Annotated in this window: 14 protein-coding genes; 7 read left to right on the top strand and 7 right to left on the bottom strand. The window is 62.0% G+C overall.

The annotated features are described in order from the left end of the window. Positions 1–16 precede the first annotated feature (16 nt). The 3 genes from glpD (at position 17) to M8744_RS15605 (ending at position 4241) form a co-directional block, all read left to right on the top strand. On the top strand, positions 17–1594 hold the full coding sequence (glpD, locus tag M8744_RS15615; protein ID WP_251419476.1) for a glycerol-3-phosphate dehydrogenase: 1578 nt from the start codon (positions 17–19) through the stop codon (positions 1592–1594). A gap of 130 nt (positions 1595–1724) precedes the next feature. After that, on the top strand, positions 1725–3227 hold the full coding sequence (gene glpK, locus M8744_RS15610; RefSeq protein WP_251419473.1) for a glycerol kinase GlpK: 1503 nt from the start codon (positions 1725–1727) through the stop codon (positions 3225–3227). Between the two features lie 3 nt (positions 3228–3230). Further along, the gene (locus M8744_RS15605) at positions 3231–4241 is read left to right on the top strand and encodes a class 1 fructose-bisphosphatase (protein WP_251419471.1); all 1011 of its coding nucleotides are present in this window, start codon (positions 3231–3233) and stop codon (positions 4239–4241) included. Between the two features lie 33 nt (positions 4242–4274). Here the strand turns inward: M8744_RS15605 and M8744_RS15600 are convergent, their stop codons facing one another. The 7 genes from M8744_RS15600 to M8744_RS15570 all read right to left on the bottom strand — a co-directional run bounded on the left by M8744_RS15600 (position 4275) and on the right by M8744_RS15570 (position 10407). Next, positions 4275–5270, bottom strand: a complete 996-nt coding sequence (locus M8744_RS15600; RefSeq protein ID WP_251419470.1) for a flavin monoamine oxidase family protein — start codon at positions 5268–5270, stop codon at positions 4275–4277. Beyond that, on the bottom strand, positions 5267–5938 hold the full coding sequence (locus M8744_RS15595; RefSeq protein WP_251419468.1) for a cupin domain-containing protein: 672 nt from the start codon (positions 5936–5938) through the stop codon (positions 5267–5269). Before M8744_RS15595 ends, M8744_RS15600 begins: the two co-directional genes overlap by 4 nt. Before the next feature lie 110 nt (positions 5939–6048). Beyond that, the gene (locus M8744_RS15590; RefSeq protein WP_251419466.1) at positions 6049–6984 is read right to left on the bottom strand and encodes a metal ABC transporter permease; all 936 of its coding nucleotides are present in this window, start codon (positions 6982–6984) and stop codon (positions 6049–6051) included. Continuing rightward, complete coding sequence (locus M8744_RS15585; protein WP_251419464.1) at positions 6981–8195, bottom strand: metal ABC transporter permease; 1215 nt, start codon at positions 8193–8195, stop codon at positions 6981–6983. The genes M8744_RS15590 and M8744_RS15585 overlap by 4 nt, the downstream gene beginning before the upstream one ends. After that, positions 8192–9037 carry a metal ABC transporter ATP-binding protein gene (locus M8744_RS15580; RefSeq protein WP_434481381.1) on the bottom strand — a complete coding sequence of 282 codons (846 nt, stop codon included), beginning with the start codon at positions 9035–9037 and terminating at the stop codon, positions 8192–8194. Before M8744_RS15580 ends, M8744_RS15585 begins: the two co-directional genes overlap by 4 nt. Further along, positions 9034–9990: a metal ABC transporter solute-binding protein, Zn/Mn family gene (locus M8744_RS15575; protein ID WP_251419461.1), complete on the bottom strand. Its 957-nt coding sequence runs from the start codon at positions 9988–9990 to the stop codon at positions 9034–9036. The genes M8744_RS15580 and M8744_RS15575 overlap by 4 nt, the downstream gene beginning before the upstream one ends. A 156-nt stretch (positions 9991–10146) precedes the next feature. Then, the gene (locus M8744_RS15570) at positions 10147–10407 is read right to left on the bottom strand and encodes a hypothetical protein (RefSeq protein ID WP_251419459.1); all 261 of its coding nucleotides are present in this window, start codon (positions 10405–10407) and stop codon (positions 10147–10149) included. Positions 10408–10447: 40 nt separating this feature from the next. On the opposite strand from M8744_RS15570, the gene M8744_RS15565 reads away from it, so the two are divergent. The 4 genes from M8744_RS15565 (at position 10448) to M8744_RS15550 (ending at position 15651) form a co-directional block, all read left to right on the top strand. Then, the gene (locus M8744_RS15565; RefSeq protein ID WP_251419457.1) at positions 10448–11536 is read left to right on the top strand and encodes a TRAP transporter substrate-binding protein; all 1089 of its coding nucleotides are present in this window, start codon (positions 10448–10450) and stop codon (positions 11534–11536) included. Between the two features lie 131 nt (positions 11537–11667). After that, positions 11668–12666, top strand: a complete 999-nt coding sequence (locus tag M8744_RS15560; RefSeq protein WP_251419455.1) for a TRAP transporter small permease subunit — start codon at positions 11668–11670, stop codon at positions 12664–12666. A 12-nt stretch (positions 12667–12678) separates the two neighbouring features. After that, on the top strand, positions 12679–15324 hold the full coding sequence (locus tag M8744_RS15555) for a TRAP transporter large permease subunit (RefSeq protein ID WP_251419453.1): 2646 nt from the start codon (positions 12679–12681) through the stop codon (positions 15322–15324). Positions 15325–15501: 177 nt separating this feature from the next. After that, complete coding sequence (locus M8744_RS15550) at positions 15502–15651, top strand: hypothetical protein (RefSeq protein WP_251419451.1); 150 nt, start codon at positions 15502–15504, stop codon at positions 15649–15651. Positions 15652–15672: the final 21 nt, after the last annotated feature.

Below are 15672 nucleotides of genomic sequence, written 5' to 3'. Positions count from 1 at the left end.
CTTCGGGAGGGCCCGCATGGAACGTACGGCAAACGATGCGACAGTCGACCTTTTCATTATCGGCGGGGGTATCAACGGGTGTGGCATAGCGCGGGACGCGGCGGGCCGCGGAGTGTCAGTTGCTCTTGCTGAAATGAATGATCTTGCGTCTGCCACCTCCTCGGCGTCGACCAAGCTGTTTCACGGTGGGCTGCGGTATCTCGAGTATTTCGAGTTTCGCCTGGTCCGCGAGGCCCTGATCGAGCGCGAGACCCTTTTGAAGGCCATGCCGCATATCAGTTGGCCCATGCGCTTTGTTCTTCCCTATCATCAGGATATGCGGTTCGAGGCGGACACGCCGACCTCAAAGCTGCTTGGTCTTTTCATGCCTTGGATGAAGGGGCGCCGACCGGCATGGCTGATCCGGCTGGGGCTTTTCCTGTATGATCATCTTGGGGGACGAAAGATATTGCCCGGAACCAGAACACTTGATCTGGCAGGGAGTGAGGAGGGCGCACCTCTACAGGATCGCTTTGTCAAAGCCTATGAATATTCCGATTGCTGGGTCGAGGATTCACGGCTTGTCATCCTGAACGCCCGCGATGCCGAAGCGCGCGGTGCGCAGATCATGACCCGGACCAAGGTGGTCAGTGCATCATGCGAGAATGGGCTGTGGCGCGTGGAAACGCGCAATACCGAAACCGACCAGACGAAAACCTTTTACGCGCGGATGCTGGTCAATGCCGGTGGCCCCTGGGTGGGCGACATCATTCAAGCCAGGATCCGGCTCAATTCGCGTGACGGCGTTCGGCTGGTACGTGGCAGCCATATCGTGACGCGCAGGCTGTATGATCATGACAAGTGCTATTTCTTCCAGGGAACGGATGGACGCATCATCTTTGCCATTCCGTATGAAACCGATTTCACGCTGATCGGCACCACAGATGCCGAACACGGTGACCCGTCGCAAAAGCCCGAATGCACGCCCGAAGAACGCGATTACCTGCTGAACTTTGCCAACCAGTATTTCAAGCAACAGCTGACAGTCGACGATGTTGTCTGGACGTATTCCGGCGTTCGCCCGCTTCATGATGACGGGGCCAGCAGCGCCACGGCAGCCACCCGTGACTATACACTCAAGGTTGATACCAGCACTGGCGCGCCTTTGCTGAACATTTTCGGTGGCAAGATCACGACCTATCGCCGCCTGGCCGAAAGCGCGATGGAACAGGTGGGCGCCCATCTGTCGCTTGGCAAGGGTAACTGGACCGCCGGCGTGCCATTGCCGGGCGGCGATTTCCCGGTGGATGGCGTGCCGTCCCTGATCTCCGATCTGCGGGCGCGGTACCCGTTCCTGACGGAAGGCTGGGCCAGGCGACTTGTCCGCGCCTACGGCACTGAAAGTGGCAACATCCTGGGCGATGCCAGAGCCTCCGGCGATCTGGGCCAGGATTTCGGCGCGACCTTGACCGAAAGCGAGGTTGGCTGGCTGATGGCCAACGAGTATGCCCGCGTGGCAGAAGACGTGATCTGGCGACGCAACAAACTTGGCCTGCGGCTGAACGCCGACCAAGTCCGCGCGCTGGATGACTGGATGGCGCAACATCGGCTTTGACCATCCGGTTACGTTCTGGCAGCAAGGCTTGGGTCGGGGTGGCCGCTGGAAGGCCCGGACCGTCTTGTGTTTTCGTAGCCGATAAGCGCGTAATGAGCGCCACCGTGGTTCGATTTTAGGAGAGGCGATCATGACGCATATTCTTGCCATTGATCAGGGAACAACATCGACACGGGCCATTATTTTCGACACTGCGATGTCCGTCGTCGCCTCGGCGCAAGAAGAATTTGCCCAGCATTTCCCCCAAAGTGGCTGGGTCGAGCATGACCCCGCCGACCTGTGGGCGACCACGGCAGCCACCTGCCGTTCGGCACTCGAAAAATCCGGCGGTGCGCAAATTGCGGCAATCGGCATCACCAACCAGCGTGAAACCACGGTGGTCTGGGACCGCAAGACCGGCAAGCCCATTTACAATGCCATCGTCTGGCAGGATCGGCGCAGCTCGCCCCTGTGCCAGACGCTCAAGGCCGAAGGGTTCGAAGAAACCGTGACCGGCCGCACCGGGCTGCTGCTCGATCCTTATTTCAGCGGAACGAAGCTGGCTTGGCTGCTTGACAATATTGAAGGCGCGCGTGCCCGGGCCGAGGCCGGAGAGCTGGCTTTTGGCACGGTCGATAGCTGGCTGGTCTGGAACCTGACCGGCGGCAAGGTACACGTGAGCGACGCCACAAATGCCGCGCGCACGATGCTGTATGACATTCGCAAGGGCCGGTGGTCAAAGAGCATCTGCGACCGGCTGGGCATTCCGATGTCCCTGCTGCCCGAGGTACGCGACTGCGCCGCCGACTTCGGCGAAACCCGTCCCGACTTGTTCGGTCGTCCGATACCGATCCTTGGCATTGCCGGTGATCAGCAGGCCGCCACCGTGGGCCAGGCGTGTTTTTCGCCGGGCATGCTGAAATCCACCTATGGCACGGGGTGTTTCGCGTTGATCAACACGGGCGCCACCCCGGTGCGCTCTCAAAACCGGCTGCTGACAACCATCGCCTACCAGTTGGAGGGCAAGCCGACCTATGCGCTGGAAGGCTCGATCTTCATCGCGGGGGCCGTGGTGCAATGGCTGCGCGACGGGCTCAGGATCATTCGCGACGCCCAAGAGACGCAGCCCCTGGCGGAACGGGCAGACCCGACGCAGAACGTGGTTCTTGTTCCGGCATTCACGGGGCTGGGAGCGCCCTATTGGAACGCCGAGTGCCGTGGCGCGATCTTTGGCCTGACCCGCAACTCGGGGCCAGAGGAATTTGCCCGTGCCGCGTTGGAAAGCGTCGGCTTCCAGACCCGCGATTTGCTGGCCGCGATGCAGGCTGACATGGCCGGCGCAGATGATGCTGGCCTGCGCGATACCCCAGAGGCGACGCTCAGGGTCGACGGCGGCATGAGTGCATCCGGCTTCGCGATGCAGTTCCTTTCGGACATCATCGGTGCGCGCGTCGATCGGCCCAAGGTGCTTGAGACAACGGCCCTGGGCGCGGCCTGGCTGGCGGGGCACCGCGCCGGTGTGTACCCTGCGCAGGCGGAGTTTGCCGACCGATGGGCGCTGGACCGCAGCTTTTTGCCCGCGATGGATGACGCCACCCGTTCTGCCAAATATGCCGCGTGGCAACGCGCGGTCGATGCCACCATGAGGTTCTGAGCCATGACCCAAGCGATTACATTGAGAAATTTCCTGACCCATCACGCCGCGCCGGATGGCCTTGATCCTGACTTGATCTTCCTGATCGAAGATATTGCATCGGCCTGCCGCGTCATCGGCAACCGGCTGCGAAATGCCGCCTTCGAGGGCAATCACGGCCTGGCGGGGGAAACGAATGTTCAGGGCGAAGACCAGAAAAAGCTCGATGTCATCGCCGATGAAACCTTTGCCCGCATATGCGGAAACTCGCGTCGATTGGCGGCGCTCGTCAGCGAGGAACAGGAAGACGCGGTCTGGCTGAAACAGCCGGAAGCCGGGGATTACCTGCTTTTCTTTGATCCGCTGGATGGCTCGTCGAATATCGACGTGAACCTGTCGGTCGGGTCGATATTCTCGGTCTGCACGGTGGCGGCACCTGGCGAACGTGACATTCTCAAGCCAGGCCATACGCAACGCTGCGCAGGCTACGCGATTTATGGCCCGACCATGATGCTGGTGTTGTCGGTGGGGGACGGCGTGTTCGGATTTTCCTGCGAATACGGGACCGGCGATTTCCGACTGACCCATCCGGGTATGTCCATTCCCGAGAAAACGGCCGAATTTGCCATCAATACATCGCGTCATCGGCTGTGGGACCAACCCGTGCGGCGCTATGTCGAGGAATGCCTTGCCGGTGAAACCGGGCCTCGTGGACGCGATTTCAACATGCGCTGGACCGCCTCGATGGTGGCCGATGTGCACCGCATCCTGATCCGTGGCGGGGTGTTTCTTTACCCCGCCGACGAAGGGAACCGCGCGGCAGGCGGTAAGCTGCGCCTGCTATACGAGGCCAACCCGATGGCCTTTCTGGTAGAACAGGCCGGTGGTCGCGCGACCGTGGGGCGGACCCGCATCCTTGATGTGATGCCCGAAAACCACCATCAGCGCGTGCCGGTCATCCTTGGTTCGGCCGAAGAGGTCACCCGCCTTAGCGACTACCACGCGGCGTCGGAAAAGCCGGCAACCGCCCCCTGAGGAAACCGGGAATCGGCCAGGCAATTCCCCAGGTCAGTTCACGATAGCGGCAATATGGGCATGCGCGGCCTCGGCGGCGGCCAGCGCCCCTTCCAGGAAGCCGCCATCCTCGGGGGCGGCCTCGGTTCCGGCAAAGATCAGGCGCCCGTCCGGTGGCAGGGGAAGATAGGCCGGATGCCCGGTGGGCGGTGTTCGGTCGGCAGGGGAGGCGGTGGCGGGATCGGCGCTCCAATCCTTGAAGAACACGGCACCGGGTGCCGCGGCGTCCGCACCGAACAGGCGCGCCAACTGCGCAAGGCTCGCGTCTTGAAACCCCGGTTCGCGCGCGGCGCCGGGATGGGCAAAACCGAAAAGCGCCCCCTCGGCCGCATCGGCGGGAGAGGCGTCGTGTATTTCGGCCAGCGGCCCGCGATGCGAAATCGCGTCGCCGTTCAACCCCTGATCTCGCCAGAAGGGCGTTGAGTATGTTGCCACCAGCTTGGTGTGCCCCGCCATCCACGTGGGAACGTCAGGCACGGAAACGCCCAGCCCTGAAGCCAGGCGTGGCGGCAGGGCCAGCACTGCGTGCGCGGCGCGCAGGGGGCCATCATCCGTTGTGATGTCTACGCCGCCAGCGTCTTGCGCGATGCTGTGCACGGGGCATGAAAGGCGCAGCTTGTTGCCCAGACGTGTGGCCAAAACTTCGGCAACGCCGGCCAACCCGCCCGCGACACGCCACGCGCCGCCCATGGTGGCAAGGTCCAGATCCCGCCGGATCGCGCCCTTGGCATCTTCGAAGACCAGCCGCCCGGTAGCGTATTGTGGAAAGCGATGCAGGCCCAGCTTGTCCAGCAAGGCCTGCATCCGGCGGTTATGCGGCCAGATCCAGGACGGCCCCAGATCATGGCCTTGGGGCGAAAACACCCGTCCACCGGGCCGGTCGCGGGCCTCCAGCACGGTCACGTCGCGCCCCTCGGCCAACAAGGTGTTGGCCAGTGCTAGGCCCGACAGCCCCGCGCCGATGACGCAAATCTGGGTCTCGGGTTTCACGGGGCCGTCTTGGCAACGTGGCGCAGATGCCCTGTCTTGATCCAGATATGCGCACCCTCGGGGCCAGCTGTGGCATTAAATGTCGTGCCCATCGGCAGGCGCAGCCAATCCCAGGCGCCAAGGGTGTCGGTATCATCCGACAGCGACCCCGAGATCACGAAGACCTCAAGCCCGCCCGAGGCATCCAGTTGGTGCGCTGAGCCGGGGCCCCAGCGTTCCATCGACACGCGTTCGCGGGCGTCCTCGTGTAGCAGCAGTCCATCCACTCCGGGTGCGGTCTTTGCCCATGTTGCTGCGGCGGTATCGAGTTGGACCTGCCTGCGATCTTCGGGGTCGAACTGGTGCAGCTTTACCAGTATCGTTGCCCCGTCGCGGGCAGCCGGTGTGTGCGACGATGTCGGCGGGTTGCGCACGTAGTAGCCGGTAGGGAAATCCCCGTCTTCGTCCTGGAACGTGCCGTCGAGCACCAGGTATTCCTCGCCACCGTCATGGGTGTGGGGGGAAAAGGCGCTGCCAGGATCAAAACGCACGATGCTGGTGGCACGGGCGACCTCGTCGCCGATCCGGTCCAGCATCCGGCGACGGACACCGGGCATGGGCGAGGCGACCCAGTCGCCCTGATCGAAACGCACAAGCGCACGCTGCTTGAAATTGGCGTTCAGTTGCATCCGGGCGGCTCCTTTCGGCGTGTTGGAATCTTGCTTTGTCTAACTTGGGCCGGGCGCGCGCTGCTTCAACCATAAACGCCAGTTCAGCGGCTGACCTTTTCAGGCCCGGGTCAGGGCGTCCCGTGCCGGTTCGCGCCGATACGGTTGCGGTGTGGGCCGTAGAGACACGCAAGCCCGAGGATCAAGCCCGAAACCGTGGCGATCATGCCGGCGGCGCTGACCGCGTTTCGTGCGCCGAACCATAGCGGGCCGTATCCCGCCAGAACGTAGCCCAGGACGGCGGAAAGCGTTGCAAAGGCAACCGACCACCACAGTTGCGATTCCAGGCGGTTCGTCATGAGGCGCGCTGCGGCGGGCGGGCATATGAACATCGCGATCACGATGATCGACCCCACTGCATCAAAGGCGGCGACCGCGGCAAGAGCTGCGCACACCACCAGTCCGATTCCGACGGCAGCGGCAGGAATGCCCACGGCCCGCGCAAAGGCTTCGTCGAAAGTCGCGACCTTGAGCCAGCGCCAGAACACGCCAGTCAGCAAGGCGATCAGCGCGCAAACCGCCGCGATGCGAAACAACTCGTCCGGCAAGCCCGCCAGCGCCACCGGGTCGACCAGCGAGTGCCAGCCCTCGGCCCGGAACCAGATTAGCGACTCCAGGTTGCCCATCAGCGCATGTTCCACGTCGAGATGGACCTGGCTTGTATCTGTCTGCTCAAGGATGAGCACGCCCGCGGCGAACATCGTCGTGAATACCACGCCCATAGCGGCGCCCGGTTCGATCTTGCCAAGGCGTTTGACCGTCTCGATCAGGACCACAGCGACAATGGCCGCGCCGGCCGCGCCCGACAGCATCGGGATCGCGGCGACGACCCCGGTCAGCAGGAACGCCACCACGATGCCCGGCAGCACGACGTGGCTGATCGCATCGCCGATCAGCGCCTGCCGCCGCAGGATCAGAAAGTTGCCGGGCAGGGCGCAGGCGATGGCCGAGAATACCCCGATCAGGATCGGAGTCAGCGAAAACTGGACAAACTCGGCCCCCATCATTTGGCCTCAACGGCACGGGGCGGCCCCAGGCGATGATCGAATTCCGCGATCTCGTCGGGGGTGAACACCTCTTCGATAGGGGTAAGCCCGTCATAGCGCCCGGTCAGGCCGGCGTCTTGATGGATTTCGCGTGCGATTTTCCAACGGCTCTCGTCGCGCGCAACCTTGACTGCCTGCGCAAGCCCGGCCGGGGTCGGCACGCCATCGCGGCGGACAAGCCCCTCGCTCTGCAGCAGCCGCAGCGTGAAGGCTTCGTGTATGGGGTGGCGGGCCGCCAGTGCCAAAAGCCCCTGCCGCCGGTGCACACGTGCCTGGAACCGACGGTGGCGCAGGATCGCGGCCAGAACCCCGCGCCTCGGTGCGAAAAACAGCGAGATCACGAAAAGTGCGGCCGAAGCCAAAACGATGATGGGCCCGGTCGGCAAGGCCGGTGCAGTCGCCGACATCGCCGCCCCGATATAGCCCGCCGTACCGCCCAGGGCGCCGGCGATCCATATCACATGGGTTGATCGTTCGGTCCAGAAACGGGCGGTCACCGCCGGGATGATAAGCAAGGCCACGATAAGGATCAGGCCAACCAGCTTCAGCCCGATCACGGTGACGGCCATTACAAGCCCCATCATGATCAGGTCGATCCGCCGCACATCATAGCCCAGGGCGGCAGCATATTCGCTGTCAAATGACACCAGCGTCAACGGTCTGCGCATCAGCCAAGTGGCAAACACTGCAAGCGCGCCGCCAATGGCGATTACAATAACGTCTTCACGCAGCATCCCGGCAGTTGCGCCCAGAAGAAAGCTTTCCAACCCCGCCTGTCGCCCCGCGCTCATGGTTTGCACGACGGTAAGCAGCACGATACCGACGCCGAAGAAGACACCCAGAACCGCGCCGATGGCCGCATCTTCGGCCAGCCGCGTGCGTCGAGTGATCCATTCAATCATCAAAAGCCCAAGCCAGGCGGTCGCGGCCGACCCGGCAAGCAGGCCCAAAAGGTTGCGCCCGTCGCCGCCAAGCGCCACCATCATGATAAAGGCCAGGCCCACACCCGGCAACGTGGCATGTGCGACCGCATCCGAAACAAGGGCCCGTTTTCGCAGGAACAGGAACGTGCCCGACGCGCCGGCCGCAAACCCCAGAAGCCCGGCGCCTATCGCCACAAGCGCCGCGTTATAGCCCGCCTGGAGCGTTACTGCGTCGAAAAACGAGGTCATCTCCGGGTGCCCGGACTGGACAATTCATCGAGATGGGTGCTGGCCAATCGCCCGCCATAGGTGGCTTGCAAGACCTCGGGGGTGAAAGCGTCGTCGACCGGGCCCTCTGCAATGCGGCGCACGTTGATCAGAAAGGCATGGTCGAAATAGTCGCGCACCGTCGACAGGTCGTGATGTACCGCGACGATGGCCTTGCCTTCGGATTTCAGCAGTTTCAACACGTCGATGATCGCGCGTTCGGTCGCGGCATCGACGCCGGCGAATGGTTCGTCGAGCAAGTAGAGATCGGCATCCTGCGCCAAGGCGCGTGCCAGGAAAACACGTTGCTGTTGACCGCCCGAAAGCTGCCCGATCTGGCGCTTGGCGCAATCCGCCATGCCAACACGTTCAAGGCAGTCTTGCGCGTGGGCCTTCATCTGCCCGCCCAGACGCCCCAGCAGGCCAACCTTGCGATACAGGCCCATCTGGACGACATCCATGACCGTCGTTGGGAAATCCCAGTCGACGCTGGCGCGTTGCGGGACGTAGGCGATACGCGCGCGTGCCTTTGCAACGGGCTGACCGTAAACATACACCTCGCCCGAGAGGCGCGGGATCACGCCAAGCGCGGCCTTGAGAAGCGTGGATTTGCCGGCGCCGTTCGGGCCGATGATGGCCGACATGGATTGGGCCGGAAAGGTTGCATCGACCGAGAACACGGCCGGTTTTTCCCCGTAGGACACGGTCACGCCCCGGATCGCCAGCGGCGCGTGTGCCGGCACGGTTTCAACTTGCGCGTAGGGCCGTCCGTCGCGGCTGGCGAGGGTTGGCTGGCTTGATAGCGGGGTGGCGGGCCGGTTCAATTCAACAACCCCTGCATGCCTGTGTCGGGCGCGGTGCCGCCCAGGGCGCGGGCGACCGTCGTGGCGTTCGCGTCGATCATGCCAACATAGGTTCCCTCGTAGGTGTCGGGCTGGCCCATCGCGTCAGAGTAAAGCGCGCCACCTATAACAACCTCGTGGCCCCTGGCCTGTGCCCCTTCGATCAGGGCACGAATATTGCGGTCGGACACCGATGTTTCGACAAAGACCGCCCCGATATCGCGCGTGACAAGGAAATCGACAAGTTCTGCGATGCGCTGCAAACCGGCCTCAGATTCAGTCGATATGCCCTGGATGCCAACCACCTCAAAACCGTAGGCATTTCCGAAATAGCTGAATGCATCATGCGAGGTCAGAAGGATGCGACGTTCGGGGGGAATCGAGGTCAGCACCTTAGACGTATAACGCGCCAACTCTTGCAGTTGGGTCAGGTAGGCATCTGCATTGGCGATGAAGTTTTCGGTGCCCGCGGGATACGCCGCGATCAGGGCGTCGCGGATGGTGATGACAACGCGCGACCAGAGGTTTGGATCCATCCAGATATGCGGGTCGTGGCGCCCTTCATAATCGTCGGATCCGATCAAAAGGTTGTCCGGCATGGCTTCGGCAACGGCGACAACGGGGCGGTCCTGGCCGAGTTCCAGCAAGAATTCTTCCATCTGCGCTTCGAGGTATAGGCCGTTCCACAGCACCAGGTCGGAATTGGCCATTGCCACGATATCGGTGCGGGTCTGGCGATAGGCGTGCGGATCGACGCCGGGGCCCATCAATCCGCGCACCTCGATCAACTCACCGCCAACCTGCCGCGCCGCGTCGGCGATCATGCCTGTCGTCGCCACAACGGTCAGCCGTTCTTGCGTGGTGGCGCGACCCGCCGCCAGCGTCGTGACAAAGGCCGCGCCACCGGCCAGAAACGCTCTTTTCGTTACGATCATGCAAAGTGTTCCCGTCGGGCTGCGATGTTGTGAGGAAAGCGTGTAAAGAAATTGATAGTGCAAGTCATTCGCAAGGTCAATGTATTTGAGATCGATTCGCAATAAGAATGCGTTTCCACCGTTGGGCTGCCGTTGCGGCGCAAAAACTTTTTTCAATCACGGGATGTTCAGGCAGGTAGGGATGCGGGAAAGCGCAATAATTTGTCGCATCAACGCGCAAGTGCCTATTTTTTCGTCTGTTTGAATAGCTGGCTCGTTTGCTTCCCACCCTGAAAATGCGGTCATTTCGGGTTTCGGTGCAGCTTTTTCTTTACCCGTGTCTCGATCCTGATACGTTTTCCTGACGATGACCCGGGAGGGGGCGCCCATTTCCAAAGCCGTGCCAACAGCGGCGAGGTGTCCTAAAAACCCGGGCATTATAAAAAATAAAGACGTCCGTCTAACGGGAGGAAAAAAGATGGAAAGACGTAAGTTCCTTAAGGGGGCAGCCTTTGCTGGTGCGGGGTCGGTTGCCCTGGCGGCCCCGGCTGTTGCGCAAGGCGCCCGCCAGTTGACGATCGTGTCGACCTGGCCACGCGATTTCCCCGGCCTTGGCACCTCGGCGCAGCGCCTGGCGCAGCGCATCGGCGAAATCTCAGAAGGCCGTTTCAACGTGGAATACTTTGCGGCCGGCGAGCGTGTGGGCGCGTTCGACGTGTTTGACGAGGTCGCCTCGGGCAACAGCCAAGCCTATATCGGCGCCGATTATTACTGGGTCGGCAAGCATCCGAGCTTTGCATACTTCACCTCGGTGCCATTCGGTATGACCACGACCGAATGGAACGCCTGGATCAAGTATAAGGGCGGGCAGGCGCTGTGGGACAAGCTGGCAGGTGATTTCGGCCTCAAGTCGCTGCCATGTGGCGCGACCGGTACGCAGGCGGGTGGCTGGTTCAACAAGGAAATCGAAAGCCCTGATGATTTCAAAGGGCTCAAGATGCGCATCCCGGGCCTGGGCGGTAACGTGATGTCCAAGATGGGCGCATCGACCGTATCGCTGCCGGGTGGCCAGATCTATGAAAACCTTGTTTCCGGCTCGATCGACGCGACCGAGTGGGTCGGCCCCTACAATGATTACTTCATGAAGTTCTACGAAGCGGCCGAATACTACTACACCGGCGGCATGCACGAGCCCGGTGGTGGACTGGCCTTCGGCATGAACGCGAGTTGGTGGGGCGAACTTTCGGATTGGGAAAAAGACGTCCTGGTTGCCGCATGCAACGAAGAGCACGCCAACTCTTTCGACGAAGCTGCCGCGCTGAACGGCGAATACCTGCAACGTCTGATCGACGAACAGGGTGTCGAAGTCCGTAACTTCAACGAAGACGTCTGGGACGGTTTCGGAGAAGCCGCTGCAGAAGTTTTTGCCGAGGTGCGCGACCACTCGGCCCTGGCGGCTGAAATCGACGATGCTTTCCAAGCCAACCTCAGAGAGATCGGCAACGCCATGGCGCTGTTCGAGGGCACTTTCGTGAACCAGCGCAACCGGGTGCTTGGCATCGGCTGAGTCCGCTTTCGAGCTATGGAATATCAAGGGCGGGGCTGCGGCCCCGCTCTTTTGGCTACCTATAAAAAAACAATCATTCGGTCGGCGTGGCTGTTCTCGGCGGCGACCTGCCGATTGCAACAGGTGAGACAATGACCAGCGTCAGCGATCCGACGGACATTGCCCGCACAGGAGAACCCGCTCTTGCCATTCGAATCTTCGGATGGGGGATGCTGGGTGTTCTGGCGGCCTTCTTGATCAACAACATACTCGTGGTGGCATATGGATTTCCCGGCACGAGCGCCTTTCTTTCGGGCGCGGCGGGGCCCGCAGGCTGGGTGCATGCGGGTGTTTTCGTGGCGGCTGTCGCACTTGCTGCGATCTACGTGCTGCGCACGCCCTACCAGGCCCTGCGATGGGATGCCCGCCGCATCCACAGCTTCAACTGTTACCTGATCCGAAGCGTATTCTGGGCCGTGTTGTTGGTGGGCATCGTCGATGCGACCATCGCATTCATGCGGGTGGAACAGCTGTTCTTGTATTTCATGGATGAAGAAGCGGCACGCTTTTTTGCCCGAGCGCGCCAGGTGGGACCAAACATTCACGTGCCGCTGATCGTTGCAGGCTTTGTTATCGGCCTGTTTACCCGCACGCTGGGGTTCCAATGGCTGGCGCTGTTGATCGTGATGGCCGAATTGCTGATCGTGATCTCGCGCTTCGTTTTTTCCTATGAACAGGCCCTGATGGGCGACCTGGTGCGTTATTGGTACGCGGCGCTGTTCCTGTTCGCCTCGGCCTACACGCTGTTCGACGAGGGGCATGTGCGGGTCGATGTTCTGTATGCGGGCTTCGGACGCACGACAAAGGGATTTGTGAACGCGGCGGGTTCGATCCTGCTTGGCATGTCGACCGCATGGGTGATCCTGGCAGTCGGGTTGAACGGCAGGCAGTCGATCATCAACAGCCCGATCACGAATTTCGAAGTCACGCAAACCGGCGGCACGGGCATGTTCGTGAAATACCAGATGGCGGCGTTTCTTGGAATTTTTGCCGTCACCATGCTGATCCAGTTTGTCAGCTACCTGCTTGAGGCCGTGGCCGATTACCGGGATGAGCCCGGCCATCGCGACCACAACGCCGTGACCACGTAAGGGGCAGCGCATATGGAACTTTTTTTCCTACTCATCCTGGTTCTTCTCATGGCGACGGCGCTGGGTTCGGGCTATCCGGTGGCGTTTGCCTTGCCGGGGGCTGCGATCATTTCGATCGGGCTGGCGGCCGGCGCGGGCTACTTGTTTGCCGGCAATGCCGATGCCTATTTCCATTCCGGTGGGCCGTCACAGTGGCTGTCTGCGGGGGTTCTTAACCTTCGAGGCGTCTATTGGGAGGTCGAGCGAGATACGCTGATCGCCATTCCGCTGTTCATCTTCATGGGCCTGATGTTGCAGCGGTCGAAAATCGCCGAAGACCTGCTGGTTACCATGGCGCAGCTCTTCGGCCCGGTGCCGGGCGGGCTGGGCATTTCCGTGGTTTTCGTGGGCGCGCTGCTGGCCGCCACGACCGGCATCGTCGGCGCAACGGTGGTGGCGATGGGCCTTATCTCGCTGCCCGCGATGCTGCGAAGCAACTATTCTGCGCCCTTGGCAACGGGCACGATCTCGGCTTCGGGGACGTTGGGGCAGATCATCCCGCCCTCGATCGTGCTGATCATCCTCGCTGACCAGTTGGCCTCGGCCACCGACCAGGCCTCGACGGCACGCAAGGCGTTGCACAAGGCGGCAACGGGCGAAATTTCGATGCCCTCGGAATTCGACGTGAGTTCGACAAGCGCGGGCGAAATGTTCCTTGGGGCCTTCGTGCCGGGAATGGTGCTGGTGGGGCTTTACATGCTCTACATCCTCGTTTTCGCCATCATCCGCCCCAAGTCGGCCCCGGCCGTGTCCTACGAGGGCAAGTATGACCGGCGTTTCTGGGCCACCGTGGCGCTGACGCTGATTCCACCGCTGGCCCTTATCTTTCTGGTGCTGGGTTCGATCATCGCGGGCATTGCCACCGTGAACCAGGCGGGTGCCGTGGGTGCCGCCGGGGCGCTGGTGATGGCGGGGTACCGATTGTATGACAATGACAGGGGCAAATACATGCCCGCGTTGATGGCCATTGCCGGTATCGCGGTGATTGTCTTTGCGCTGTCCAACTACGAAATGAACATTAAAGCGGCCAACACGCCCGAGGATTTCACAGGAATTACCATCGGCGCCGTGGGTGCGGCGATCTTGGTGGCCTCTCTTTTGTGGAGTGGCGCGCGCACGCTGCGCATCGATAACACCCTGCAGGGCGTGATGTTGGAAACGGCAAAGACCACGTCGCTGGTGTTCATCATCCTGCTCGGGGCCGCGATGCTGACGGCGGCGTTCCGGGCCTTTGGCGGCGAAGAGCTGGTGCGCGAGTTCCTGAACTCTCTGCCCGGTGGGTTCTGGATGAAATTCGTTATCGTGATGACCGTGATCTTCGTTCTGGGCTTCTTCCTGGACTTCATCGAGATCGCGGTGGTCGTGGTGCCGATTGTGGCGCCGATCCTGCTGGCCGACCCGTCGGCCAATATTACCGCCGTCTGGCTGGGCGTGATGATCGGCCTGAACATCCAGACCAGTTTCCTGACGCCACCATTCGGCTTTGCGTTGTTCTACTTGCGTGGGGTGGCGCCGGCTTCGGTGCGGACGTTGCAGATATACAAGGGGGTAATTCCGTTCATCGCCTTGCAGTTGCTTGCGCTTGGCATCGTCGGTGCGTCACCGCAACTTGTGAACTACCTGCCCAACCGGGTCAGCCTTTTGTCGGATTCCGCGCCGCCACCGCGAAACCCGCGGTTCCAGTATTGTCTTGACGCCTATTCCGCCGAACAGGTGGCAGATGGGGCCGAACGGGGCGCGCTGGAGCGGATGCGCGCACAGCAACTTGCAGTGTTGCCGGACGATCTGGCCGATGACCTGGGCGACGCGCTGGAAAGCGCCGACACGGCGCTGACCAGCCTGGCCGAGATCGACACGACCTATGCCGCCGTGCGCGCGGCTGCGGGCGAGTTCCGCCCAAAGCTCGCCAATGTCCGCCGGATCGAGCGTGAAATTCGCGGTCTTGAGGAAGAAGCCGAAGAGCTGAAGACCATGATACAACGCATGCGCGACCCCGCCATGGACGCCCGCAAGGCCGAGCTTCAGGCGCTATTGGACAGCGATCTGGCCGAGATCGAGGCGCTGCGCGCCACCATTCCCGAAAGCTGGGGGGATGATTACGCAGCTTTCAGTGACCTGATCAACGCCGAGCTGAAAGCGCGTAACACGTATCGCAGGAACGCCGATGATGCGTATGAGGATGCCGCCGCGGTTCTCGCGGTGCTTGAATCGAACGCGGGCTTCGATGCGTTGCAGGCCGAACTGGAGAGCTTGCGCGAGGTAATCGAAACCGCCGATCCCGAAGAGGGTGAAGAGATCATCGACGTCTTCGAGGATCGCGTGGACGAGGTTGCTGGCACCCGCGACATCAAGCGGTCACTGTCAAGCGCGCGCCGGGCGCTGGGCGATGATGAGCGTGAAGAGGCATTGGCCGACCACCAAGACGCGGTGCAGGCCTACGCGGCACAACAGGAATGGCGCGCCGCTGCTGCGGCGCAGTTGCAAGAGCCGCTGTCGGCCTATGTGGCAGCCATTCGCGGGTCGCTGGGCGTGCGCGTGCAAGACAGCCTTACGCGCGAACAGGCCCTGTACCTGGCGCGCTGCCAGTCGGATCACCGCGACCTGTCGCTGAACTTCTGACGCAGGTCGAACAATGCGAAACAGGGCCTCGCCGCTCAGGGCGGGGCCCTGTTGTTTTTCGGGTGCCGGGGGTCAATAATCCTAGGCGCGGCGGATGCGGCCCATCTTTTCGCCGGCAGCCAGCGCGTCGCCCAGTGTGACGATGCCCGTGAGGGGCTGAAACTGCGCGGCAACGCCGTGTATAACGCCTTTTTCACGAATTACCTGGCCGCCGCGCGTGAAAAGACGTGGGAGCGGATGCGCGGCCTGATGGCCGAACACCCGATGGGCGACGGCATGTATGACGAGCTGATCGGCAAGTTCTACGATCTTGAGGCCGAAAAGTAAGGCCATCCGGCCCGAGACGGG

It is taken from the genome of Lutimaribacter degradans (genome assembly GCF_023703375.1).
In the GTDB taxonomy this organism is placed as follows: Bacteria; Pseudomonadota; Alphaproteobacteria; order Rhodobacterales; family Rhodobacteraceae; genus Lutimaribacter; species Lutimaribacter degradans.
The sequence above is the reverse complement of the archived record's forward strand: the minus strand, read 5'-3'. Positions and strand labels throughout refer to the sequence as shown.

Bases quoted from the DNA above. Each gene is read 5' to 3' on its own strand.
- glpD (WP_251419476.1), top strand. From the start codon at position 17: ATGGAACGTACGGCAAACGATGCGACAGTCGACCTTTTCATTATCGGC.
- glpK (WP_251419473.1), top strand. From the start codon at position 1,725: ATGACGCATATTCTTGCCATTGATCAGGGAACAACATCGACACGGGCC.
- M8744_RS15605 (WP_251419471.1), top strand. From the start codon at position 3,231: ATGACCCAAGCGATTACATTGAGAAATTTCCTGACCCATCACGCCGCG.
- M8744_RS15595 (WP_251419468.1), bottom strand. From the start codon at position 5,938: ATGCAACTGAACGCCAATTTCAAGCAGCGTGCGCTTGTGCGTTTCGAT.
- M8744_RS15590 (WP_251419466.1), bottom strand. From the start codon at position 6,984: ATGATGGGGGCCGAGTTTGTCCAGTTTTCGCTGACTCCGATCCTGATC.
- M8744_RS15585 (WP_251419464.1), bottom strand. From the start codon at position 8,195: ATGACCTCGTTTTTCGACGCAGTAACGCTCCAGGCGGGCTATAACGCG.
- M8744_RS15575 (WP_251419461.1), bottom strand. From the start codon at position 9,990: ATGATCGTAACGAAAAGAGCGTTTCTGGCCGGTGGCGCGGCCTTTGTC.
- M8744_RS15570 (WP_251419459.1), bottom strand. From the start codon at position 10,407: ATGCCCGGGTTTTTAGGACACCTCGCCGCTGTTGGCACGGCTTTGGAA.
- M8744_RS15565 (WP_251419457.1), top strand. From the start codon at position 10,448: ATGGAAAGACGTAAGTTCCTTAAGGGGGCAGCCTTTGCTGGTGCGGGG.
- M8744_RS15560 (WP_251419455.1), top strand. From the start codon at position 11,668: ATGACCAGCGTCAGCGATCCGACGGACATTGCCCGCACAGGAGAACCC.
- M8744_RS15555 (WP_251419453.1), top strand. From the start codon at position 12,679: ATGGAACTTTTTTTCCTACTCATCCTGGTTCTTCTCATGGCGACGGCG.